Annotated in this window: 17 protein-coding genes and 1 pseudogene; 8 read left to right on the forward strand and 10 right to left on the reverse strand. The window is 44.7% G+C overall.

All coding sequences use genetic code 11. The features are described 5' to 3' along the window. Nucleotides 1–52: 52 nt before the first annotated feature. The gene (locus ACXABW_RS06005; protein WP_252030453.1) at nt 53–1,243 is read right to left on the reverse strand and encodes an amino acid aminotransferase; all 1,191 of its coding nucleotides are present in this window, start codon (nt 1,241–1,243) and stop codon (nt 53–55) included. A gap of 414 nt (nt 1,244–1,657) precedes the next feature. Between ACXABW_RS06005 and ACXABW_RS06010 the strand changes: the two genes are divergently transcribed. Next, nucleotides 1,658–4,282: a sensor domain-containing phosphodiesterase gene (locus tag ACXABW_RS06010; protein ID WP_457524531.1), complete on the forward strand. Its 2,625-nt coding sequence runs from the start codon at nt 1,658–1,660 to the stop codon at nt 4,280–4,282. 13 nt (nt 4,283–4,295) lie between these two features. Here ACXABW_RS06010 and ACXABW_RS06015 read toward each other — a convergent pair whose 3' ends face one another. Together ACXABW_RS06015 and ACXABW_RS06020 are read right to left on the reverse strand one after the other, a co-directional pair. Next, entirely contained in the window at nt 4,296–5,810 is a 1,515-nt protein-coding gene (locus ACXABW_RS06015) for an HD-GYP domain-containing protein (RefSeq protein WP_457524533.1), read from the reverse strand. Nucleotides 5,811–6,100: 290 nt separating this feature from the next. Next, the gene (locus ACXABW_RS06020) at nt 6,101–6,439 is read right to left on the reverse strand and encodes a hypothetical protein (RefSeq protein ID WP_457524535.1); all 339 of its coding nucleotides are present in this window, start codon (nt 6,437–6,439) and stop codon (nt 6,101–6,103) included. Between the two features lie 285 nt (nt 6,440–6,724). Here ACXABW_RS06020 and ACXABW_RS06025 point away from each other — a divergent pair, with 285 nt between their 5' ends. Then, nucleotides 6,725–8,125 (forward strand): aminotransferase-like domain-containing protein, encoded by a 1,401-nt coding sequence (locus ACXABW_RS06025; RefSeq protein ID WP_457524537.1) that lies wholly within the window; start codon nt 6,725–6,727, stop codon nt 8,123–8,125. A 92-nt stretch (nt 8,126–8,217) separates the two neighbouring features. Further along, a complete protein-coding gene (locus ACXABW_RS06030; protein WP_252030459.1) occupies nt 8,218–8,418 on the forward strand; it encodes a hypothetical protein in 201 nt (66 codons plus the stop codon). A gap of 82 nt (nt 8,419–8,500) precedes the next feature. Here ACXABW_RS06030 and asnS read toward each other — a convergent pair whose 3' ends face one another. Continuing rightward, nucleotides 8,501–9,901: an asparagine--tRNA ligase gene (gene asnS, locus ACXABW_RS06035; RefSeq protein WP_252030460.1), complete on the reverse strand. Its 1,401-nt coding sequence runs from the start codon at nt 9,899–9,901 to the stop codon at nt 8,501–8,503. Nucleotides 9,902–10,086: 185 nt separating this feature from the next. After that, entirely contained in the window at nt 10,087–11,706 is a 1,620-nt protein-coding gene (locus ACXABW_RS06040) for a methyl-accepting chemotaxis protein (RefSeq protein WP_457524539.1), read from the reverse strand. 306 nt (nt 11,707–12,012) lie between these two features. Here ACXABW_RS06040 and queD point away from each other — a divergent pair, with 306 nt between their 5' ends. The 3 genes from queD (at nt 12,013) to ACXABW_RS06055 (ending at nt 14,712) form a co-directional block, all read left to right on the forward strand. Beyond that, the gene (queD, locus tag ACXABW_RS06045; RefSeq protein WP_252030462.1) at nt 12,013–12,375 is read left to right on the forward strand and encodes a 6-carboxytetrahydropterin synthase QueD; all 363 of its coding nucleotides are present in this window, start codon (nt 12,013–12,015) and stop codon (nt 12,373–12,375) included. Nucleotides 12,376–12,459: 84 nt separating this feature from the next. Next, the gene (locus ACXABW_RS06050; protein WP_457524541.1) at nt 12,460–13,116 is read left to right on the forward strand and encodes a hypothetical protein; all 657 of its coding nucleotides are present in this window, start codon (nt 12,460–12,462) and stop codon (nt 13,114–13,116) included. A 441-nt stretch (nt 13,117–13,557) separates the two neighbouring features. Beyond that, nucleotides 13,558–14,712, forward strand: a complete 1,155-nt coding sequence (locus tag ACXABW_RS06055) for an amino acid permease (RefSeq protein WP_457524544.1) — start codon at nt 13,558–13,560, stop codon at nt 14,710–14,712. A 55-nt stretch (nt 14,713–14,767) separates the two neighbouring features. Here the strand turns inward: ACXABW_RS06055 and ACXABW_RS06060 are convergent, their stop codons facing one another. From ACXABW_RS06060 to ACXABW_RS06075, 4 genes are all read right to left on the reverse strand, one after another. After that, nucleotides 14,768–16,480, reverse strand: coding sequence for an EAL domain-containing protein (locus ACXABW_RS06060; protein ID WP_457524546.1), 1,713 nt, complete (start codon nt 16,478–16,480; stop codon nt 14,768–14,770). A 241-nt stretch (nt 16,481–16,721) separates the two neighbouring features. After that, entirely contained in the window at nt 16,722–18,083 is a 1,362-nt protein-coding gene (locus ACXABW_RS06065) for an L-serine ammonia-lyase (protein WP_008076795.1), read from the reverse strand. Between the two features lie 97 nt (nt 18,084–18,180). Continuing rightward, nucleotides 18,181–19,434, reverse strand: a complete 1,254-nt coding sequence (locus ACXABW_RS06070) for an aromatic amino acid transport family protein (protein WP_457524548.1) — start codon at nt 19,432–19,434, stop codon at nt 18,181–18,183. A gap of 291 nt (nt 19,435–19,725) precedes the next feature. Continuing rightward, complete coding sequence (locus ACXABW_RS06075; protein ID WP_457524958.1) at nt 19,726–20,352, reverse strand: CoA pyrophosphatase; 627 nt, start codon at nt 20,350–20,352, stop codon at nt 19,726–19,728. A gap of 69 nt (nt 20,353–20,421) precedes the next feature. On the opposite strand from ACXABW_RS06075, the gene ACXABW_RS06080 reads away from it, so the two are divergent. Further along, entirely contained in the window at nt 20,422–20,961 is a 540-nt protein-coding gene (locus tag ACXABW_RS06080; protein ID WP_457524550.1) for a heme NO-binding domain-containing protein, read from the forward strand. Between the two features lie 5 nt (nt 20,962–20,966). Beyond that, nucleotides 20,967–22,651 (forward strand): annotated as a pseudogene (locus ACXABW_RS06085) (ATP-binding protein). 94 nt (nt 22,652–22,745) lie between these two features. Here the strand turns inward: ACXABW_RS06085 and pabB are convergent. After that, complete coding sequence (gene pabB / locus ACXABW_RS06090) at nt 22,746–24,146, reverse strand: aminodeoxychorismate synthase component I (RefSeq protein WP_457524551.1); 1,401 nt, start codon at nt 24,144–24,146, stop codon at nt 22,746–22,748. Nucleotides 24,147–24,395 lie beyond the last annotated feature (249 nt).

Consider the following 24,395-nt stretch of genomic DNA (forward strand, 5'->3'; position numbering starts at 1 on the left):
AAAAGAGCCAGCATTGTGCTGGCTCTTCTATTTTTATGGTTGTGTTCGGCCGTTATAGAACTGCAGCGATGCCTTTACATAGTGGGCCCATGTTTGATTTAGTCATACCAGCAACACTGATACGGCCAGAACCAACGATGTAGATACCAAACTCTTCTTTCAAACGAGTTACTTGCTCTTTGCTTAGACCTGAGAAAGAGAACATGCCGTTTTGACGTTCGATGAAGCTGAAGTCTGCAGAAACACCTTCTTGTTTCAGTGTAGAAACGAACAGTTCACGCATTTCTTGAATACGGTCACGCATTTCTGCCACTTCAGATTCCCACTCTGCACGTAGGTCGGCGTTGTTTAGGATATGAGTAACAACTGCACTACCGTGAGCCGGTGGGTTAGAGTAGATTGAACGGATAATACCTTTCACTTGCGAGAACGCGGTTGTAGCAACTTCTGTGTTATCCGCTACCAGTGTAAATGCACCAACGCGCTCATTGTATAGACCGAAGTTTTTAGAGAAAGAGCTCGCAACTAAAATTTCTTTGTTGTACTTCGCAAACGTGCGCAGGCCTGCGGCGTCGTCTTCAACACCTTTAGCAAAACCTTGGTAAGCAAAGTCGAATAGTGGAAGTAGACCTTTTTCTGCAACGAGTTTAGCCAGAGTTTCCCACTCTTCTGCCGTTGGATCGATTCCCGTCGGGTTGTGACAGCAGCCGTGAAGCAGCACGATGTCGCCTGCGTTTGCTTTTTCAAGGTCTGCAACCATACCTGCGAAATCTTTGTCTTTTGTTTCCGCGTTGTAGTAGCTGTATTGTGCTGTTTCGATGCCAGCTGCAGAGAAAACGCCGTTGTGGTTTGCCCATGTTGGGTTGCTGATCCAGATCTTCACATCACCTAGTTGGCGTTTAATAAATTCGCCAGCGACACGAAGTGCACCTGTACCACCTGGTGCTTGAGCTGTTTTTGCACGTTTTTGGCTAACAACTTCTGAATCTGCGCCAAACAACAGTTTTTGTACAGCTAATGCGTACTCAGCTGTCCCTTCAATCGTTAGGTAAGATTTAGTTTTCTCGTTTTCTAGCAGCGCTGCTTCTGCCTTTTTAACAGTTTTAAGAACAGGTGTTTCACCGTCTTCGTTTTTGTAGATACCAACACCTAGGTTGATTTTTTCAGCGCGAGTATCTTTTTTAAACTCTTCAGTTAAACCAAGGATAGGGTCAGCTGGAGCCGCAACAACTTTTTCAAACATAATCTTCATCCGTGTGAATTGAAAGGAGGATATAACCTATTAGGGTATTTATACCTTTCTGTGATCTAAGTGACAACAGCTAACAGACAGAAAACGCAATTCTTATGAAAAAGAGGTCTCTGAAGCCGAATTTTTAGCGAGTATGCGGAAATGTATAACTCCCCAAGTGATTTTAGCGTCATTGAGAGCGGGTTTAGTGTGCTAGATAGGAAAGGATGTCTGGCAATGAATAAATAGTGCTATTACACTAATGGCTATTGTGGCAATAGTTAAAAATCGAGGCTGATTCCTTATTCGATATTTTTAACCAAAAATTGACTTAAATTGTTATTCATTGGTTTAAATTCCGCCGCTCAGAGCAGCGTACGGTTATCAAGCTGCTAACAAGTCGGTCAACATTACGCTTATCTTTCTATGCTAATCAATCACAACAACATTGCACTAACCTCAGAGAACCTGGGGAGTACCACGGTTAGTCGGCAAGACTACGATGTGCTTGCTGCAAGTTATCATGCGCTATTAAAGTTAAATCAACTCTCACACGATTGCGATAATCTCGAGTTCTTCTTTCGCCGTGTTCATGAGGTGATAGCGGGCTTGATGGATGCGAAAAATCACTTCGTCATTCTATTTGATGGTCAGAAGCAAGAGCTAGAGGTGATTTATCATGTGGATGAGTTAGACCAACAGCTAGAAGGTAAGATTCCTTACAAGGATTTTGAAGGTACGCTCAGTCATATCGTTATCGAGTCGAAAAAACCGCTTCTGCTTTCCCCACGCGATTTAGAGCAATTGTCTCCGACCAACGAACTCTCTAAAAACACCGGTGTGTATTGGATGGGGTGTCCATTATTGCGTAATGGTGAAGTCATAGGTGTGGTGACCGTTCAAAGTTACACCCTTGAAACGCAATACACTAAAGATGATCTAGAGCTACTGACCTTTGCTAGTGACCATATCGTTACAGCGCTTTATCGCTTTAAAGAGATGGATGAACTGCAAAAGAAGTTTAGTGAAAAAAGCCAGCAGTTTGCCCTGCAGCTCGAAAAGCTAAACAGTGCGAAAAAACTGCAGGAAAGTTTGTTCAAGATTTCTCAATTGTTTAGTGATTCTGGCTCTTGTCAAAAGAGTGTCTATGCCCAAGTTCATGAGATTATCTCCCAACTGATCAGCGCTAATAATTTCTATATCGCATTGAAAAGCCCTAAGGTTGAAGCAAATGGGGCACTCGAGTTCGTCTATATGTCTGATGAGTATTTGGGTGTTCGCACCAGTATCCGACAGATTGAGTCTAATCGAGAGCCTGGTTTTACCGAACTTGTCATGAAGTTGGGTAAGCCTCTGCTGTTATCCAAAGCAGAGCTCGACAGGTACCATCAAGAGGGATTAGCAAGTAAACCTGACGACACTACTTATTCTTGGTTAGGTGTACCGCTTATCGTTGAAAGCGAAGTTCGTGGGGTCATGACGGTACAAAGCTACCAGCCAAATCCCGTTGATTATCAACAAAAAGACGTCGATCTACTGACTTTTGTCGCTCAGCACGTGGCCAATGCGGTCGTACGCCACGAAATGGCGGAGTTTATGCGCGATTCTAACAGCCGATTGGAAGAGCAGGTTGCACATCGAACCGCGGCGTTAAGAGCCCAAATCAACGAAACACGAGAAGTGCAGAAAAAACTCAAGATAACCGCTTCTCATGATGCGTTAACTGGCTTAATCAACCGTGGTGAGTTCATCTATCGGCTCAATCAGCTCATCACTAAAGCTGACACTGAGGTCTCTAGTAAATTTGCGGTTCTGTTTGTTGATATAGACCGATTCAAGATGGTGAACGATAGTTTAGGTCATGCTGCAGGCGATACCTTGCTGTGTACTATCGCGGATGAACTAAAGGGTCTGCTAAGAACTCAAGACACAGTTGCACGTTTGGGTGGCGATGAATTTGTCATATTGATTGAAGAGATCGAAGTCGAGCAGCATGCCTACGATATTGCACAACGTATCAATGACACATTGAAAAAGCCGTTTATTATCGAAAATCAGCCCGTGTTCATTGGTGGTAGTGTTGGAGTATTGTTTAGTGATCCTGCATACGGCGATGCTGATGAAATGCTGTGCGATGCCGATGCTGCTATGTACCACGCGAAACGCAGTGGTCCTGGTCGCTATGCGGTTTTTGATAAGAGTATGCAAAGTGACAAGCAAGACGCAATCAGTTTGGAGGCCGATCTACGTTATGGCATCGAAAATGGTGAGATTCATGCCTACTGGCATCCAATTTTAGATCTCAAAACAGGTCAAATCGTTGGATTTGAGTCGTTAGCTCGCTGGCAATCTCCCGCTAGAGGAATCGTACCGCCGTTGGACTTTATTCCGTTTGCGGAATCGGCTGGGTTGGTTAAGGACATCGATCTTCTGGTGTTAGAAGAGTCATGTCGAAACCTGAAGCAAATCCAAACTCTTTTCCCTGAACAAAAGCTTTACGTCAGCAGTAATTTGTACTGCGAGCATTTTTTCCAAGATGATTTAGTCGACACGATCGCTAACATTCTAGACAAAACGGGTTTAGCCCCTGAATGCCTATGTATTAAGTTAACGGAGCGTGCATTGTTGGAATACACCGAACAAGTGCTGCTCAATATGGAAAAACTGAAAAAGCTCGGCGTGAGCTTGGCGCTAGATGACTTTGGGATCGGTTATTCGAGTTTGAGTTACTTGTACCAGTTTCCGATTGATACGCTAAAAATCGACAAAAGCTTCGTAGAGAACTTAAATCAAAAAGCCAGCAATAACACGATTCTTAAAGCTGTTATTGACCTGGCACATAACCTGGATATGACGGCAGTTTGTGAAGGCATTGAAACTCAAGCTGACATGAATCAGGTATTAGCGATGGGGTGCAACTTTGGTCAAGGTTACTTATTTGCCAAGCCGCTGCCATTTGAAGATATCAAACAACAATACCAAGACAACCGCAGTTTTTGCTCTATCAACTGCCATTGTCGAAACGAAACCCAGCTAGAGCTGTGTGTCTAATGCCAACAGCTTGTTAGCTGTTGGCGACATGCTTCTGAGGAGGAGTGTGAAGAGGGGAGTTAGACTCTTCACTTAGTTGCTCAGCATCCTTATACCGCGCCGCTATAGTCACGAACTTTTCCTCAATTGCTAAGAAAGCATCAACAACTGTTGGGTCGAAGTGACTGCCAACGCCTTCTAAAATAATCGCCTTGGCTTTGTCGTGGCTAAAGGCTGGCTTGTAGACGCGCTTGGATATCAGAGCATCATAAACATCCGCTAGTGCCATCAATCGTCCTGACAGTGGAATAGCATCCCCGGACAGTTGATTCGGATAACCGCTTCCGTCCCATTTCTCATGGTGTGTTAAGGCAATCTCTTTTGCCACACTCAAAAACGAGCTACTACCCAACTGTTTCTCGGCAATTGAAAGGGCTTCAGCTCCGATTTGCGGGTGAGTTTTCATTATCTCGAATTCTTCGTTGGTCAGTTTATCTGGTTTGAGTAGCACGTTATCTGGAATACCCACTTTACCCACGTCATGCAAAGGAGCCGATTTATAGAGTAGCTCGATGTATTGTGGTGTCAGCAGAGATTGATACTGCTCAAGATGGCTTAATTCCTCGGCGAGAGCTTTGACGTACTCTTGAGTCCGCAATATGTGCGCGCCAGTCTCATTGTCACGGGACTCTGCTAATGCCGACAAGCTGACAATCGCTACGTCGCGAGTGGTCTTGACTTCATCTTGAGTAGACTGGAGGCTATCTAGCATTGTATTGGTTAATGAGGCCATTGAACCCAACTCGTTGTGTTCGAATACTGGTAGGCGTCTGTCAACGTGGCCTTGAGCGACTTCTATCAAGGTACACTCTTGGCTTAGCAATACTTTCTTCATTAACTTGGACCAAAGAATGAGTATGGTGAGGGCATACCCTCCAAGTACTAATGAAATATAGATAAATTCTTTAATAACGCTCACGGTTCCAGTGCCATCTAACACTCGCTCTGGATTGTGCTCTAGCCAGAAGATATCTTTCACCGCGACCATGGCCAACATGGTGGTCAGTGTGGCCAGCAGCAGCACCACCATCCAAATCATTTGTTTAACAATGGATTGGCGTTCGCCCGAAAGGTCGAATTGAGGGGAAGTATTGATGTGGTGTTCGAATCGTTCCAGTTTTGACGTTAGCTGTAATAGGCTTCCAGTGAAAAAGCCAAACAGCGTCATACCAAACAGCACTTTCAAATTGCTGTCGAGGGGGAAGCTATAAAATACGTTGTAGTATAAGGCGAGTGGAACGCTTGCCATGAAAAATAGAGTGCTATCCAACTGTGCCATTTTTTGTTCCTGCATCAGCGAGTGGTTGTGCAAGACGAAATGGCGTAGAACGAACATCACCACAAACGTAATCGAAACATGAGTCATGATCTCACTGGCGCTGAGTGTTTCGAGCATAGGGCAGACACGGCCACCGTAAGTACCGAACAAGAGTGCCGCTAAAGCATAGAGTTTGAATGTTAGCCTTGCGTTGTAATGAGAATTAGTCATAGCTAAAACCTTATTATATTGCTTGTGTATCCATACAACTTTAGTTTAGCGTTCGACATAGAGAACACGAATTTATCCCCCCCAGCGTCGCCAATTCATAAAGACCGTGCCGCAAGCTCATTCCTTTCAAACATTATGAAACTATGCCCAAATGACTCCAAGTTGACAGGTTGAGAGCAATGTCACCGGTTCAACTGCGTGCGTAACGATCTAATTGAACAATAAGCGCTTTCCAAGTTGTTTAACGTTAGGACTATGGGTTCATAAATAAGAATATAAAAACTCCCTCACTAGAAAGTAAGGGAGTGACAAGAAAACAGATTGAAGGTGCTATTTTTTAGCTTCATTTCAGATTCAATAGCGTCTGTTTCGATATCCGGGTTTGAAGCAAATTTTTCTTTTGCCCACGTGTTTACGTGTTTCAATATTGCAGTAATAGCATGTTTTTGGGTCGCGGCTTCACCGTCGGCCATTTCTAATGGTTGTTTAGGGTGAGAGCCTGTCGCATCTTCTGCGATGTGTAGCCAGTCTGGGTGCCAGTAATAAGGTTGCCCATGTGGTGCAATCCAGCTATGAACGCCGTTACTTTCGCCTTTATATTCAATATTTGTTTCGTCGTATTTTTTCATCGTTATTCTCACTCTGTATAGAACCTAGATCTGGCTCTCTTATTACGTTATCAATTTAACAAAGGTTTAAAGAATAAAAGTGACATCTATCACGATGTTAGACATGGGGACGCTGAGTTTCAATGAAAACTGACAAAAATGAGAAGTATGAATTCAATAAAGATGGTCAATTTATTTGGGTGCTGAATTCTGCCGTTAAGTTACTGATTTAACAGAATATCGTCGGGAAAGATAAAACCAAACATTTGTGGTATGGTTCAGGTGGAACGTGAAAGCGAGGGAAGTATGAGCCGCTACCAACAGGTTGCTGAGCAGATCAAGCAACAAATCATTGCACAGACATGGCGTGCTGGGGAGAAAATCCCTTCAGTCAGAGTCAACAGTCGTAACTTTTCGGTCGCACCAAGCACGATACTACAGGCATACCAGTTACTAGAGTCGGAAGGTTGGGTTATTGCTAAGCCCCAAGCGGGCTATTTTGTGGCGCCTCAGCTAGGTCGAGAACAGTTAGCGTCGAAACCAGCTGAAAGTAAGCTAATTAAAATCAATGACGAGCTGTTTGAGTTTCTGAAAAGTGGTTCAAATAAAGATGTTGTCCCGTTAGGCTCTGCGTTCCCCGATCCTTCTCTATTTCCGATCCAGACACTGAACCGAAACTTGGCCAGTGCAGGCAGAAAAATGTCTGCTAATGATTTAGTGTCAGTGATGCCGCCCGGTGACGACTCGCTTCGTCGGTGTATCGCTCAGAGGTATCAACAGCAGGGTATCTCAGTATCTCCTCAAGATATTGTAGTGACTTCTGGCGCTCTAGAAGCGCTCAATATTAGCCTACAATCGGTTACCAAACCTGGTGATACAGTGGTGATTGAGTCCCCCGCGTTTTACGGAGCACTGCAGGCCATCGAGCGGCTAAATCTAAGAGCGATAGAAGTACCTGTCTCGCCACAAAGTGGTCTGTGCTTAGAGACGTTAGAGCATGTGCTATCAACCGAAGCAGTAGCAGCTTGCTGGTTTATGGCCAACTTCCATAACCCCACCACGTATACGCAAACAGATACGCAGAAAACCAAAATCACCGCGTTAGCTGAACAATATCAAGTCCCCATTATTGAGGACGACGTATATGGTGAGTTGTATTTTGAAACCAGCAAACCAAAACCGTTAAAAGCATTCGATGATGTGGGTAATGTGCTGCTGTGCGGTTCGTTTTCTAAAAGCCTTTGTCCGGGGTATCGTGTGGGTTGGGTAGTCAGTGATAAGTACAATGAGCACATCCAGCGCTTGCAACTGATGTCGACTTTATCGGGAAGTGCGCCGATTCAAAATGGCATCGCACACTTTCTGCAACATGACAGCTTCGATAGTCATTTGCGTAAGCTAAGAAAAACGTTGCAAGAGCGGCGAGACAACATGTTAACGCTGATTCACAGCTGCTTTCCTGCTGAGACCAAAGTGAGTTGTCCTACAGGAGGTTATTTCTTGTGGCTTGAGCTCTCTGAACACATCAATGCCCGGCATGTGTATGAATGTGCAGTAGAGCAGGGGGCCACTGTTGCCTATGGCAAGTTATTTTCTACGTCTGAACATCATCAGTCATGTTTACGTCTTAACTACTCTTATCCGTTAGACAATAGAGCCAAGCAGGTCATTGAAAAAATGGCTGATTTAGTCCGTAAATATAACTGATTGTCTGTTTTTCGATAGAACTGTATTGCGTGTAACTATACTGCCTGTGATGAAATAGCCTGTAGTGTTAGTAGCCATTGCGGGAGCGGAAAATGGAGAAACAGGAATCTAAACATGAAGTTCGTCTGATTGTTGTCGCGATCAGTATCGCTTTTTTATTGGTCTTTGCTCATCTCATCTTAGCCAAATCATTTGCTGAACTGGCGTGGACGGAATACACCGCTGCGGCCATTCCCTTTGTTATGTTGTGTCTGTGTTGGTTTGGTATTCGATATGCGGAAAAAGCAGGATAGGGGTTCCAAGCGTTTAGCCCAAAAAAAGCCTCCGATTATCGGAGGCTTTTTCGTCAATGCTTAGTATCTAAACTAATTTAGATTAGAAGTTTGCTGAACGTGGGGTACGTGGGAATGGGATTACGTCACGAACGTTACCCATGCCTGTTACGTAAGACACTAGACGTTCGAAACCTAGGCCAAAGCCAGCGTGAGGTACTGTGCCGTAACGGCGTAGGTCGCGATACCAGCTCATGTGCTCTGGATCGATACCCATCTCAACCATACGTGCATCTAGGATATCTAGGCGCTCTTCACGTTGAGAACCACCGATGATCTCACCGATACCTGGTGCTAGAACATCCATTGCTGCAACCGTTTTGCCATCATCGTTTAGACGCATGTAGAAAGCTTTGATGTCTTTCGGGTAGTTCTTAACGATTACTGGTGCTTTAAAGTGTTCTTCTGCTAGGAAACGCTCGTGCTCAGAAGACATGTCGATACCCCATTCAACTGGGAATTCGAATTCTTTACCAGAATCCAACAGGATTTGGATAGCATCGGTGTAATCTACCTGAGCGAAGTCAGAATCAACGAACTGCTCTAGACGAGAGATCGCTTGCTTGTCGATGCGTTGCGCGAAGAATTCTAAGTCGTCACGACGCTCTTCAAGAACAGCTTTGAACACATACTTAAGCATGTCTTCAGCAAGTTTCGCGACATCATCAAGTTCTGCAAAAGCAACTTCTGGTTCAACCATCCAGAACTCAGCCAAGTGGCGGCTTGTATTTGAGTTCTCTGCACGGAAAGTCGGGCCAAAGGTGTAAACTTTGCTCAGTGCACAAGCGTATGCTTCTGCGTTTAGCTGGCCAGATACAGTAAGGAAAGTTTCTTTGCCGAAGAAGTCTTCGTTGTAGTCCACTTCACCTTTATCTGTCAGTGGCAAGTTCGCGTGGTCCAGTGTCGAAACACGGAACATCTCACCCGCACCTTCTGCATCTGAAGCCGTAATTAGTGGCGCAGACATCCAGAAGTAACCTTGTTCGTGGTAGAAACGGTGAATTGCTTGAGATAAACAGTTACGTACACGAGCTACTGCACCGATCACGTTAGTACGTGGACGAAGGTGCGCAACTTCACGAAGGTACTCGATTGAGTGACGAGTTTTCGCCATTGGGTATGTGTCTGCATCTTCAACTAGGCCTACCACTTTTACGTTAGTAGCGGCTAGTTCAAAATCTTGCCCTTTAGCAGGAGACTCAACAATCTTACCTGTTACTTCAACAGAGCAGCCAGTTGTTAGCTTTAGCACTTCGTCTTCGTAATTATTAAGATTATTAGGGACCACGGCCTGAATCGGGTCGAAACAAGAGCCGTCGTAAATGGCAAGGAAAGAGATTCCAGCTTTGGAATCACGACGTGAACGGATCCAGCCGCGAACAGTTACTTCACTGTCTACCGCTAGCTTACCGCTAAGTACGTCTGTTACAGGCGCGTAAGTCATGTTGGTTTCATTCTCCATTGAGGGACAAATTCAACCCAACAATATCGGTGATAAGAAGGCTAAAATGCGCAAAAAATCATCGAATTGTTGGGTTGTATAAATTTTTTAAGTCAATGGAACATATTACCTGGCAAATCGTGAGCTTCAACCTTTTATTGCGCACGAAGCAGGGAATTTTACTTGTTTCAACTCGATTTCCGATGAGATAGCTTAAATTGGTTCAATAGCGACTCTAATCGTTCCGACAACTGCTCCAAATCTAGGCTGATATCACGAGTTTGAGAGGCGGAGTTTGAGGTTTCGTCTGCATGCCCAGTAATGATGCCCATTTTAGCTTGAACGGTGTGGCTCACCTCAGTTGAAGTCTGCGTCTGTTGCTGAATGTTCTGCGCGTGGCTGAGGGCTTCTTGCATCTCTGTTACTACTTCAGACATTGCCGCTGAAAGCTGTTCGATGTCGGCAGAGCGCTGGTGTGCCTGCTCGCAGACCTTATCCACGGAATCGACCGAGCTTTCACTGTCTTGTTTAAACTGAGCGATGATGTCTTCAATGCTGGTCGTCGCTTCTGCTGTGCGACTGGCGAGCTGCCTGACTTCATCGGCAACGACTGCAAATCCGCGACCTTGTTCACCCGCACGTGCTGCCTCAATGGCTGCGTTTAACGCCAAAAGGTTAGTTTGCTCAGCGACGCCACGAATGACACCTAAAATAGACGTTACTTCTGCAGTTTGGCCATTCAGCTCTTCAATATTGGTTTTAACGGATTCAATGTCTCCGACTAAACCTTTAATGTCTTCACTGGCTAAGTGGGCTTGTTCTGCACTGCGCTGAATATTGCTGGTGGTATGGTTTATCAGGTTAGAAGCCTCGATAGTTGCTTGCTCAACATTAAGTTGTTGGGACTGCATCTGCTCAATGTTAGCCCGAACATCAGCGGTTTCTTGTTGCTGTTGGCTGACGGCATCATCGGTTATTTGCGCAACACTTGTCAGCTGAGACGATGAGTGAGCGAGTGTGTGGGAGGTCTGCTGAACTTTTTCTAAGCTGTCGCTAACGGTACCCACGAAGGAGTTGATGGCAACGGAAAGCTGACCGACTTCATCTTTATTCATCTTGGTAAGACGCATAGATAAATCTTTGGTCTGACTTACTTCCTGCATGAAACGGGATGTTCTCTGGATAGGCTTAATGATGATCTTTTTGATGAGCCCCAATGTCAGTAAGAAGCCGACAAAGGCGATGCTTCCCATGATAGCAATGGCAATCATGGTGCGTTTGCTGATCATCTGATTGACATGGTTCATGTTGTACTCGAGGCGAATTGCGCCTAGCACTTCGCCTTCTGGTGCCATATGGCAAGCAACACAGTTGGTGCCACGATAGTTTTCACTGGACTTCATCGGCAGAGCGACCACCAGTCCTTTGCCCCAATCTGCGCTGATTGGTTCAATCACCAGTTCTCCATTAAGAGCGCGTTGATCGATACTGTCGGTGGGTTGTTGGTTTTCTTGGCCTGGGCCATAAATTTTACTGACAGCATCAGCTCGAAGCACCTTTACTTGTTCAATGCCTTCTTGAGCTAAAGCCTTTTGTCTAAGGGTTTCTTTCTGACTCATTGTGCCGGTTAGCATCATCATGTTTAGGCTATCGAAATAGTTGCTGGCCTTGTCATGTAACTGTTCACTGAGTACAGAATTGAGTAGATCACGTTGTTGTAAATATTGGTATGCGGTCGATACTGTCACGACTAAGGCAAACACAAACACCAGAGTCAGCAGCAGCTTTTTGGTTATAGTTAGATTCATGTTGAGCGATTATAATATTTGGAATAAACCTCTCGATTGTACAAGTTTGGCTTGCTTACCAATAAAGTAGTAGTTCGTTAGTGTGACCACAAACATAGTGGGGTTTTGTAAATGTGATGTAAATTGCATGTAATCAATATTTTGACGCATAGACATTTTTACAGCGCATATGACACTCGATTGTTAAACAGCAAGTCTAGATGATAGAGATAAGCACTTTTCCCTTGCTGTAGCAGGTTTGATAGCTTGTCAGTTGTAGCTAATTTCCTTAGTATTGCGTCTCTTTTGAAATGCCCGAGATTTAAGATGAAAACAGAATTGTACAAAGAGTTTATGTTCGAAGCCGCACACCATCTGCCGAATGTGCCAGAAGGTCATAAATGTGGTCGTTTACATGGGCACTCTTTTCTTGTTCGTCTTTATGTTGAAGGTGAAGTTGACCCGCATACAGGTTGGGTGGTGGACTTTGCAGAAATCAAAGCGGCCTTTAAGCCAATTTATGATCGTTTAGACCACTACTACCTAAACGATATTGAAGGGTTAGAGAATCCAACCAGTGAAGTGCTAGCTCGATGGATTTGGCGTGAGCTGAAACCTGAATTGCCTTTATTGAGCAAAATCGAGATAAAAGAGACCTGTACCGCAGGCTGCATTTACAAAGGCGAATAGAACCCCAATGAAAGCGAAGTTTTACTTCGCTTTTTTATTAGGTCGGTTAGGATATCAATAGGCCAGAACTTCAAGGAGTAGATAATGGCGTCCAAAATCTCTTCTGCGATCCAATTGCTTTTAGCCCTCTCTATCTTTTATCTCGGTTACACGATCCATGGCATGACCAGTAAAGTAGGGGAGGTGATCGATACATACCCAAAGATCCTCGAGGACGTGAGCACGTTGTCAAAGCATCTTCAGATTGAAGAGTGGCTTGAGGTTGCTGACACGCTAGAAGATTTACTTCCAGACATCATTCGTAGTGTAGAGGGAGTAACGGTTGCAGTATCAGACACCAACAAAACTGCTGCTTCTATCGACGCAAAAATACCTATGATAGTTGGCGAAGTCACACAGTATCGAGAAGTGTTGGTGCCAGCGGTGTTGGCGGAAGCGCAGCAGTATCGTGTAGATGTGATACCACCTGTGCTGGTAGAGAGCAAAGGTTACCGTAATGAAACCATTCCTTTAGTGGTGAAAGAGTCCGAAGCGCTGCGGCAAGACATCCCGCCAATTTTGCTCAAGGCGGATGAAGTGGCACTGAAAGCCGATCAAATCGTTGAAAAAAGCCAAGACATTGCTCAGCAAGCGACGCAAGGGGCAGTGAAAGGCGTGATTCTGTCACCACTCGATCTGATTCGAGATGCGGGCAATGAACTGAAAGGGCGTGTGACTCCAACAGAGGGTACAGAACCGTAAGTCACTCTTTTGCATCAAAGCTTCCCGCAGTCGTCGGTATAATAAGCCGCGTGATTGCGGGATATTTGAGCACTTGGTTGAATGACCATTGAAATCATAAGCTGAACGGATAAGATGGATGAACCTCAACATCGAGGTTCGTAGTGAAGGAGTCACTGCTTTTTACTAAAAGGACTGTCTTACTATTGGACACCTAAATGATTTTCAAAATTACTTCCCCAATTCTTGAGCCCACTGAAGGGTCGCCACACCAGGTTACTTCCCATAACACCCTGTCACGTACTCTCTTTACCCCCTTCTTTACCCATCGAAGTAACGCCACGTTACGCCCTAATTCATTTTCTTATTTTAGCTTTTCGTATTGATCCTAATCTGACACGAAGCTTATTTGGCGCCTCTGTGCGCGCATGATTTACACACATTAAAAACGGTTTTTAGAAAATGAATTCAAAATTACTTGGTAGTTCCCTCATCATTGCAGGGACAGCTCTTGGCGCCGGCATGTTGGCGATTCCGATGGTTCTTGCGCAGTTCGGCCTGTTTTACGGCACGTTACTGATGGTATTGATTTGGTTTGGTACTACTCACTCTGCACTGCTTTTGCTCGAGGCCACTATCAAATCTGAAGGTGGTCTGGGCCTTAACTCGATTGCAAGCAAAACACTTGGCAAAGGTGGTCAGCTGATCACTAACGGCTTGTTGTACGCGCTCTTGATCTGCTTACTTATGGCGTACATTCTCGGCGCGGCGGATTTATTGGTGAAAGCAATGGCCTCAATTGGAGTAGAGCTCAGCTTCGTTAAAGCCCAAGTCATCTTTACTTTACTGGCTGGTGCCATCGTTACGTGCGGTACAGGGGTGATCGATAAACTCAATCGTCTACTGTTTTTCGTAATGATCGCCAGTTTGCTACTTACGTTGACCGTACTACTGCCAACGTTTTCTGCAGAAAACTTGGGCCAAGTGACTAACCACAGCCATGTTGAGCTGATCACCACCAGTGCGGTGCTGTTTACGAGTTTCGGTTTTATGGTAGTGATCCCAAGCTTAGTGTCTTACAACCAAGAAGCAACAGATAAACAGCTACGCAATATGGTGATTGTAGGCTCGTTGATCCCACTGTTTTGCTACCTTTGTTGGTTGTTTGCCGTCGTCGGGAATTTACCAGCTGAACAGCTTAAACAGTTCTCGAGTGTTTCACAATTAATGGAAGGGTTTGAGCACGATAAGCCCTGGATTGGCGCTGTGTTGTCGCTGTTTACTGGCTTGGCTTTGTTGACTTCTTTCTTCGGTGTTGCGATGTCGTTGTTTCACCAGAACCGAGACACTTTCAAGCAGAATAAAATCATTACTTATGTACTGACGTTTGTATTGCCCTTGATTGGCGCGATTGTCGCAGCGGACCAGTTCTTATCGGTACTCAGTTACGCAGGCATTATTTTGGTGTTCTTAGCGGTTTTTGTGCCGATGGCCATGGTGTACAAACTTAGGAAGTCAGCTACCTTAGCAGAGCGATACGCAGCTGAAGGCGGCACTGCGATGCTGATATTTGGTGGTGCATTTGGTGGCTTTCTACTGCTGTCACAATTGATTTAATCAGTATGAGAAAGGCGGGATTCCCCGCCTTTTTTACACCTTAACACTCCCACTGTTACGTGAGCGCGTAGTAAAAACCTTGATGAATGCTGGCACCCAATGTGGTGAGTAGGTGAGCACTGTCTGCAGTTTCAACCCCTTCCACAATGATTGTACAGTGATAGGCTTTGCCCATAGCGATGAGCTGCCTGAGCGTTTCTGCTTTCTTATCGTCTTGACGAAGCCCTGTGACAAAGGCTCGGTCGATTTTTAAATAATCTGGGTGAATTTTTCCAATCAGTTCTACGTTGTTATTTCCTGTTCCAAAGTCATCAATACTGATCTTGCAGCCCAGAGATTTAATCTTGTCGATATTGGCGTAGATTTCCTCGGTGTAATACATGGAGGCGTTTTCAGTAATCTCGACCGTGAGGTAACTGCAATCCTTCTTTGATAATGCTTCATACAGCTGAGAAAAGTTTTTTCCTTGCAGCAGAGAAGGGCACACGTTGATACTCAACGGCGCGATCAATGACTTAGAATTACCAAAAATCGTACGAATGACCAACAAGGTGTGGGTGAGCAACAAGTCATTGGCAATTAATGTCTCGATGAATCTTTGGGTGTTTTTTGTTTGGAATCGTGACAATGCTTCGTAGTGAATGTTTTGGTTCGAACTGGTATCAAAAATTGGCTCGAGCTTCATCTTGAAGCGTCGTATAGCCCAAAAATATTGCAGCAAGGCGCAAATGCGCTTAAAGCGGTAAAGTACGATCATCAAAGCCGCAACAAACAACGTATTGCGAATCAGCGGTGCTGGATAGAACGATTTCTGGTATCCATCTGCAGTGGTTTTGGTCAATATTGAACGACCATCGGTTTCCCCGACATCGATTGATGTCCCCGTGTTCGTGCAAACCTTAATCCCTGCGAGAAAGTAGTTCGATACGTAGTTATTCATATTGTGTGCGAGGTTGACGCTTTTAACTCGAACCACCAAAGACACGTCTTCTTTGTCGAATGATTGAGTGGTGTAGCTGTCATTATTAAGCCAAGTTTTCATTTCTTTCTTGTTCATTGGCGTGACAGCTTCAGGTGTGATTAAGCAGCGCGTTTTGAAACGATCAACCATGACGATCGATTCAATTAACTCAACGTCATCAATCTTGGACTGAAGCTCGGCTGAGTCGGAATAGCATGAGTACTGATTGAAGGCATCTGTAAAATCGCCCACTTTATGGAAGTAGCTCTGTTTTAACGCGCCATCGATGGCGTAATAGGTCACCGAAAAAAACACTACGCTAGATACTACGATCGCGATGCTGATATCGAGATACAAACGTTTGTCAGCCAGGCACGACGACAGCGCGTTTTTAATCGCATCTTTTGCATCGTGGTTAATGCGCTTTTGTTGCGCCATTCCGTTCGCCTGGTTGTTAAAGCTTTTAAACGGAACGAAGTAACCCACCCGATGAATGTTCTCAATGACACTTTTTTTGGAAGTAATGTGGTGTTTTGTAAGCTTTTTAAACTTTTTTCTGATGGATGCGATTATATTTTTAAATCCGTTCTCCGGCAGAGCAATATTGTATTTTTGAGCGATTTTACTTTCTATGCTTCTTTGGCTGATTGGAACATTCAAAGAGCCGTAACAAGAAATCACACTTAAGATCAGATATTCGTTTTGAGTAATAGGCAGCGTAGCGTGTGGAAGATTGTTTAATTCTAGTGAAAGGGTGCTTTCCGACATGCAAATGCAAACTTGGTCTCCGAGTTCAAACCTAATCATTCGTTTAGGAGCTCCTAGGGTTAAATGTAAAGGGAAGTTATCAATAATGGTGGCAGTTAGATGTGATGAGTTTCCAGCATATCCAAGGTGTATGGATATAGTGTCACCTTTAGTTTTTTTTATAAATTAAAAAATCTTGTAGTAACAGGCTGTTACGGTGAGGTTTTAACACGTTGTTGGTGCAGAAACAAAAAGCCCGGGCAATTACTTGCCCGGGCTTTTTAGATTAATAAGGGAGGGATTAACAGATAACTTTAACAGCAAGACCGCCTTGAGAAGTCTCACGGTATTTCGCGTTCATATCTTTACCCGTTTCTAGCATGGTTTCGATAACCTTATCTAGAGAAACTGTTGGAGCTGATGAACGACGCAGTGCCATACGAGTCGAGTTGATCGCTTTTACTGCCGCGATACCGTTACGTTCAATACATGGAACTTGTACCTGGCCTGCAACTGGGTCACAGGTTAGACCTAGGTTGTGCTCCATAGCAATTTCAGCAGCCATACATACTTGCTCTGGGCTACCACCCATAAGCTCAGCAAGACCTGCCGCAGCCATTGAACATGCCACGCCAACTTCACCCTGACAGCCAACCTCTGCACCAGAGATAGACGCGTTACGTTTGTATAGACCACCGATTGCGCCAGAAGCTGCAAAGTAACGGATGTAGTCTTTTTCAGTAACGGTTTGGATGAATTTATCGTAGTAAGCCAGTACCGCAGGAATGATGCCACACGCACCATTTGTCGGTGCTGTTACAACACGACCACCCGCAGCGTTCTCTTCGTTTACTGCGAAAGCGAACATGTTTACCCAGTCAACAACCGACATTGGATCGTTGGTTGTTTTCTCTGAGGTAAGCAGTTGCTGGCGCAGTGCAGCAGCACGGCGAGGTACACGCAGTGGACCAGGAAGAATACCCTCTGTATTCATACCGCGATCCATACACTCACGCATGGTTTTCCAAATGTTAGCGAAGTAAGTACGAGACTCTTCATCTGAATGAAGTGCCGCCTGGTTTTTCATTACCAGAGTACTGATAGAAAGACCGCTTTCCTTACATTGGTTCACGAGTTCTTCCGCTGTGGTGAACTCGTAAGGCGCTTTAACTGGGTTTTCTTCTTCTTTACCGAAGTTCTCTTCGTCAACGATAAAACCGCCGCCGATAGAGTAGTAAGTCTTTGAGTACACTTTTTCGTCATTGATCCAAGCGTGGATCTGCATGCCGTTCTCGTGAAGCTCAAGGTTGGTCGTATGGAAGTTCATACCACCGTCTTTCGGGAACGATACTGTATGACAGTGCATGCCAACAGGAAGGCGCTCAGTTTCTTCTACGCGAGCGATGAAGCCCGGGATAGAGTCGATATCTACTTTCTCAGGAGTATTGCCAGCAAGACCCATGATAATAGCGATATCTGTGTGGTGACCTTTCCCTGTCAGTGATAGTGATCCATAGACGTCAACGGTGATTTTAGTGATGTCGCGCAATTTTCCCATTGAGCGTAAATCATCAATAAACTCTTTACCCGCTTTCATTGGACCAACAGTGTGTGAGCTTGAAGGACCAACGCCGATCTTATAGATGTCAAAAACACTAATCATATCGATTACCTCAGAAGTAAGCCTCCCAACGAGGAGTAGGGAGGCTTTTTATTATCGTTATATTCTTTTGTTCAATTCCAGCCTAATAGGGGAGGAATTAAAGAGCGCCGTAGATTACAGAACTAATCGCTGCAAGACCACAGATTGCTGTGAAGATTTGCACAGGTGCTGAAGTTTTGTACTTCGCCATTGCTGGTACTTTGTGCATAGCGAATACAGGCATTAGGAATAGGATAGCTGCAATCATTGGAGCACCCATTGTTTCAATCATGCCTAGGATGCTTGGGTTTACTACCGCAACAATCCAAGTAGTGATAACGATGAACGCTAGAGAGATTTTCTCGATCTTGCTCTTAGGAGACTCTGAGCGAGATTTGATTAGGCCAACTAGACCTTCGTGAGCACCTAGGAAGTGACCAAAGTAGCTAGAAGTAATTGCCGCGAATGCAACCAGTGGACCCATGTAAGAAATCAGTGGTGATTCGTGAACGTTCGCTAGGTAAGAAAGAACAGAGATGTTTTGCTCTTGTGCAGACGCTAGTTGCTCTGGAGATAGTGAAAGTACTACAGAGAATACGAAGAACATAACGAAGCCCATTAGCATCATTGCTGCGCCACCAGTGGTAGCGTCAGTTTTCTTCACTGCGTTGTCACCGTGTACACGACGTTGCTCTTTAGAGAACTGTGAAATGATTGGGCTGTGGTTGAAAGAGAAAACAATGATTGGGATTGCTAGCCATACGATAGAAGGCATTGCTGACCACTCTGGAGAAACTTCCATCATAGAAGTGTTCCAGTCTGGGATTAGGTAGAACGACAATGCTAGTAGGATGAATACCAGTGGGTAAACCATCGCTGACGTTGCTTTTAGCATTAGCTCTTTACCAAATACTACACCGGCAGTCATCGCTGCGATAAGTGCACCAGAAAGTAACCAGCGAGGGATGGATTCCATACCCATTTGGTTAACTAGGAAAGAGTCAACTGTGTTTGTGATACCAACACCGTAAATCAGAACGATTGGGTAGATAGCGAAGAAGTAAGCGAAAGTAATAAGGTTTGCGCCAGTCTTACCGAAGTGCTCTTCTACAGTGTCAGTGATGTCTGCTTCAGGGTTCTTAGCAGAAAGAACGAAACGTGCTAGAGATTTGTGTGCGAACCAAGTCATTGGTGCTGCAATTAGCGCAAGTATAACTAATGGCCAAAAGCCGCCAGCACCCGCTTTGATTGGTAGGAAAAGTACGCCAGCACCAACCGCTGTACCAAATAGTGATAGACACCAAGTGAAATCTTTATAAGTCCACTTGCTAGACGATTGTGCGGTATTAGCCGCAGAAGTTGTTGTGTTCATTTTGGGTTACTCATTTTTGGGAACAGGAAATAAGTCGAGAGCAATTTTGCATTGTTTTCTTGCCCAAAAAATAGATCTAAATCATGTATTGTTTGAGCTTATTGAATGATATGTCAAAAACCTGTTTTTAATCACGAAAATCACGTGCTACGCGTGATTATTGTTAATGTATCGGATTAGTTTAACTAATGTTAGTGGGGGCGTGCGGAACGCGCTACGCAAGTAAACGATTGCGCTATGAGGGGTGAATTAAATTAATGTAAAACGGAGTGGAAGAATTGTTAACGGCAATCAATTAGTTTTCATGATGTGTTGCTGCATGGCTTGGATTATTTGTGCTGTCATCCCCCAAATGAAGTGACGCTTGTAAGGGATGCCAAATACACGATGATTAGCATTATTGATGGTAAACGTGTGGCTAAATAACTTACTAGAGTCAAGTAGGTGGTCGACGGGTACTTCGAATGCTTCATCGACTTCGTTCTCATCGATCACCATATTGAAATTAGCATCGATAAACGCAATTACGGGCGTAACCGAAAAGTGGCTGACCGTGATGAGTTCAGGCATTTGGCCAATAATGTGGATGTGCTTGGGATCGATGCCGATTTCTTCATTTGCTTCTCGAATCGCTGTATCCAGCAGTGAAGCATCACTTTCTTCGTATTTACCGCCTGGGAAACTGATTTGGCCTGGGTGGTGCTTTAAGTGAGATGCTCGGCGGGTAAGTACCACGCTTAACTCTCCCTTCCGCTCCACAAAACCGATCAGCACTGAGGCTTTTCGCAGAGGCTTATTGGCTAGGTGGGAAACTCGTCGTGTCGATTCTTGGTGATACTCGACAGGTTGATGAAACTGAAATTTTTGAATCAAGTCTGATTTACTTAGCTCAAACAACACGTTACTCCTAGCTAGTATTTGAAATACATCCACTTATGGATCATGCTTTAACTTTACTCACTTCTATATTAAGGGTAGCTCATAAAGATGAAAGGGATTATTTTTACTGAGTTTATGGAGCTAGTTGAACAAGAGTTCGGCCTAGAAGTTTTAGAGAACATGCTCGATGAATCAGGGAGTGAAGGTATATTCACTGCGGTTGGCAGTTATGACCACAAAGAGTTGGTCAAAATGATCGTCAGTCTGAGCAAGCTCACCGATGTACCTATCGAGGCTCTTCAGGAAGTGTTTGGTAAAAGTGTATTTAATAACTTGCTGAATACTTTGCCCAATTCTGCAGGTTTGAAGAAGTGTGCGAATACGTTCCAGTTTATTCGTCACGTTGAAGAATACATCCATTTGGAAGTGAAGAAGCTTTATCCAGATGCTAAACCACCAAGTTTTGTGTTCATTTCTGAAACTCAAACGGAAATGGTGTTTGACTATCACAGCGCTCGCTGTTTATCTCATGTCTGCTTAGGATTGATCCAAGGTTGTGCTCAGCACTTCAATGAAGCGGTTGATGTAGAGATGGCGCCAAACGATGGTGATCTCAGCGATGTACGGTTTCACTTGGCGCTAGGGTAAGTTGAATGGCAGAGAAATCTCCGTTAGAGAGAAAAGTGCAGCGAGAAATCGCCGCGAGAAAAGAAGCAGAGCGTCTGTTGGAACAAAAAGCCTTGGAACTGTATGAAGCCAACCAACAATTACAGGTAGCGTTGCGTCAGCTTGAAAAACAATCTCAGCACGATTTGAGAAAGTTCGAATTTGAAGAGCAGGTCGACTCGACCATGATTCAATTCGGCCGCGCGTTTTTAACCAACAGTGTTGATGATGCGATCCTCTCAAACTTTCTTGATCAACTGACCAACAGCGATGTTATTGAAACCGCATTTTTAAACTTAACACCTAACCTAATTAAAACTCTCAATCGTACGCAATTTGGTCATGAAGAACATGCCCGCTCTCAGCAAACCACGACTTACATTCAGTGGGTCGACAGCAAGCTGCATATGCCGGTGGAGATAAGCCGTGAACGGGTCGGAGAGCTGATTTTTTCTGTGCGAGTAGGTGATGTAGACAAAGACTTCATCGTGAATCAAATGACCTTAGTGTTGGAGCTCCTTTGTAGCGCGCTTAGCCGCCAAATAATTCTTGATTCGGCATTAGATGCTCGACTACGAGCCGAGGAGTCAGAGCGCTCGACCAAGGAGTTCGTGGCAATGATCAATCATGAACTCCGAACGCCACTTAATGGACTGCTCGGTAGTGCGGAACTGCTATCGGATACGTCGCTGGACGATAATCAGCAGATATACCTTAATAACTTGACCCATTCGGGCGATTTACTTCGAACCATCATTAATGACCTGTTGGACTTCAGTAAGATAAGCGCGGGAATGATGGAACTCATTCCTACTCGCTTTGTTTGGTCGGAAATTGAGAACACCTTAGTTGGTATTTTCGACTCCAAAGCAAAAGAAAAGTGCATCACATTTGAAGTGGACACTCAGCAAGGCTTTCCTAAGTGTTTCATTGGCGACGCCGAACGCGTCAGCCAAGTGTTGGTAAATTTGGTTGGTAACGCGATCAAGTTTACCGCCGAAGGGGAGGTGATATTAAGGTGTCAGCAATCAACGGATGGAATTCAGTTTGATGTTATCGACACAGGGCGAGGAATCGCGGAGTCGGCGCAGCAATCTTTGTTCGATCCTTTTGTTCAAGCCGACGCCATTTTGAAGGCACAGGGCTAGGTCTGGCGATATGTAAAAAACTGGTTGAGTTAATGAATGGAGAGATCAGCTTTACGAGTGAAGTTGGCAAGGGGACTCACTTTACCCTTGTGCTGCCTCTGAAAGCAGCGAAAGAGGTTGAACTCAATGAGCGAGATAGTGCGGATAAAGTCGATAGGAAGTCGATACAAGAGCTTTCGATTTTAGTCGTGGATGACATTCGGATGAATCTTATGATCATCAATCAAATGCTGAAGAAACTTAAGGTGACACCTGATACTCAGGGCAACGGAGTCGAAGCGCTGAAAGCAGCAGAGGCAAAGCAGTATGACTTGATTTTTATGGACTGTCGGATGCCAGAAATGGATGGTTTTGAGGCGACTCAGAGGTTAAGAGAGCAAGGTTGGAAAATACCGATAATCGCTTTGACAGCGGGAACGACCCTTGAAGAGCGTGAGAAGTGTATTGAGTGTGGCATGGACGATATTCTCACCAAACCTTACACTGCTGCCGACTTAGAAGCCATGATCACAAAATGGACGTAAACGCATTCTGCAAGCTTCAATATCGAGTTGCCGAATGCGCTTATTTGCGTTTCTCGTCGATGTTTCTAAAGTCGATGTTTCTAAAAAAGACCCGTTAGTGTTCTTGTAATACAGGCAGGATTTTACTGAGTTTATCGAGGGTCTCTTGGTATTCAGAATCACATTGGCTATCAGCAACAACACCACCACCTGCCCAAGCGTAGATTCTGTTTTGCTCGGCCACTAGCGTGCGTATAGTAATACTGGTATCCATGCGGCCATGACGGCTGATGTAGCCAATGCTGCCGCAATAAGCACTTCGGCGATGAGGCTCTAACTCTTCGATAATTTCCATCGCTCTTACTTTCGGCGCGCCAGTAATTGAGCCGCCAGGGAAGCTTGCCCTTAGTAAATCCGCGGGTGAATACTGAACATCAAGTTCTGCTCGAATGGTACTCACAAGGTGATGTACTGCGGGAAAGCTTTCAATATCGAACAACTTAGGCACATGGACGCTGCCTGGTTTTGCCACTCTGCCAACGTCATTGCGTAGCAGGTCGACAATCATTAAGTTCTCAGCTTGGTCTTTTTCTGCGTGTGCTAAATCATTGGCATACCGAGCATCGATGGTTGGATCGTCTGAGCGAGGTCGAGTTCCCTTAATAGGTTTAGTCTCAATCTTATTGTCGTGTACCTGCAAAAAGCGTTCTGGCGATACGCTTAAAATCGCTGCGTTTTCTGTGCGGATGAATGCCGAGAATGGGGCTAGGTTGACCTGTTCTAACTTCTTATATGCGTCCCATTCACTACCTTGGTAATCAGCACTAAAGCGCTGCGCAAGGTTGATCTGGTAGCAATCGCCAGATAACAAATATTCTTGTACCTGCGCAAACTTTTCTGCATAACTTTGCTGGCTCATATTGGATCGCCAGTTGCCTTGGAGCTGGAACGATTGGCTTTTAGAGGAAAGCGTCTTTTCTAGATGTGTGCTTAGCCATTGCCAACGAGCCTCTAACTCTACTCCAACGAGCCATGCGGCTTTGTTGTGATGATCGGCAATGACTGCCCAGTCATAAATACCCACCGCCATATCTGGTGCGTTGATGTCGGACTCAGCAACGCTAGGTAGAGTCTCAACATGTCTGCCTAAATCGTAAGCAAAATAACCGACCGCTCCGCCAATAAACGGTAAGTCTTGCTGAAATTCCACGTCCGGTAAGAGTTGTTGCTGCAACTGAGTGATGAGTTCAAATGGATCTTGGTTGCTCTGGTAGGTTCTGTCACCAACAACCACATCTGTGATGGCGTCGTGAGTTGTTAAATGTGCGATCGGCTCAGCGACCAAAATATCGAATCTGCTATCAACATGGTCTTGAGAAGCGGAGCGAAGTAGCATCGCCCACGGTTGATTTTCGATATGGGAAAACAGGTGCTTAGTGATTTCTGGATAGTAATCGAGCGGTCTTACCTGAATGGGTTGTAGGTCGTTGTTATTCATTTGTTTAATTTGTGACAAAGAGATCGATCGCTGCATGGCGTGTTGAGGAAAGCAAGAGTATCATAAAACGCAAATTAAAAGCTGCTACTTGACGTTAAAACCAATAATCGCCGAAAGCCACATGTTTTGAACGGAATGGTTTTGAAAGCACATGTTGTGAAATCAATAGTTTGAAAGCATACGTCTTCAAAAGCAATTGCCTCCGGAGCTAAGTCTTCGGTGCTAAGGCCTTCGGTACACTGCACTATAATTTACATAAAGTGCACT

The organism is Vibrio paucivorans, from assembly GCF_054053395.1.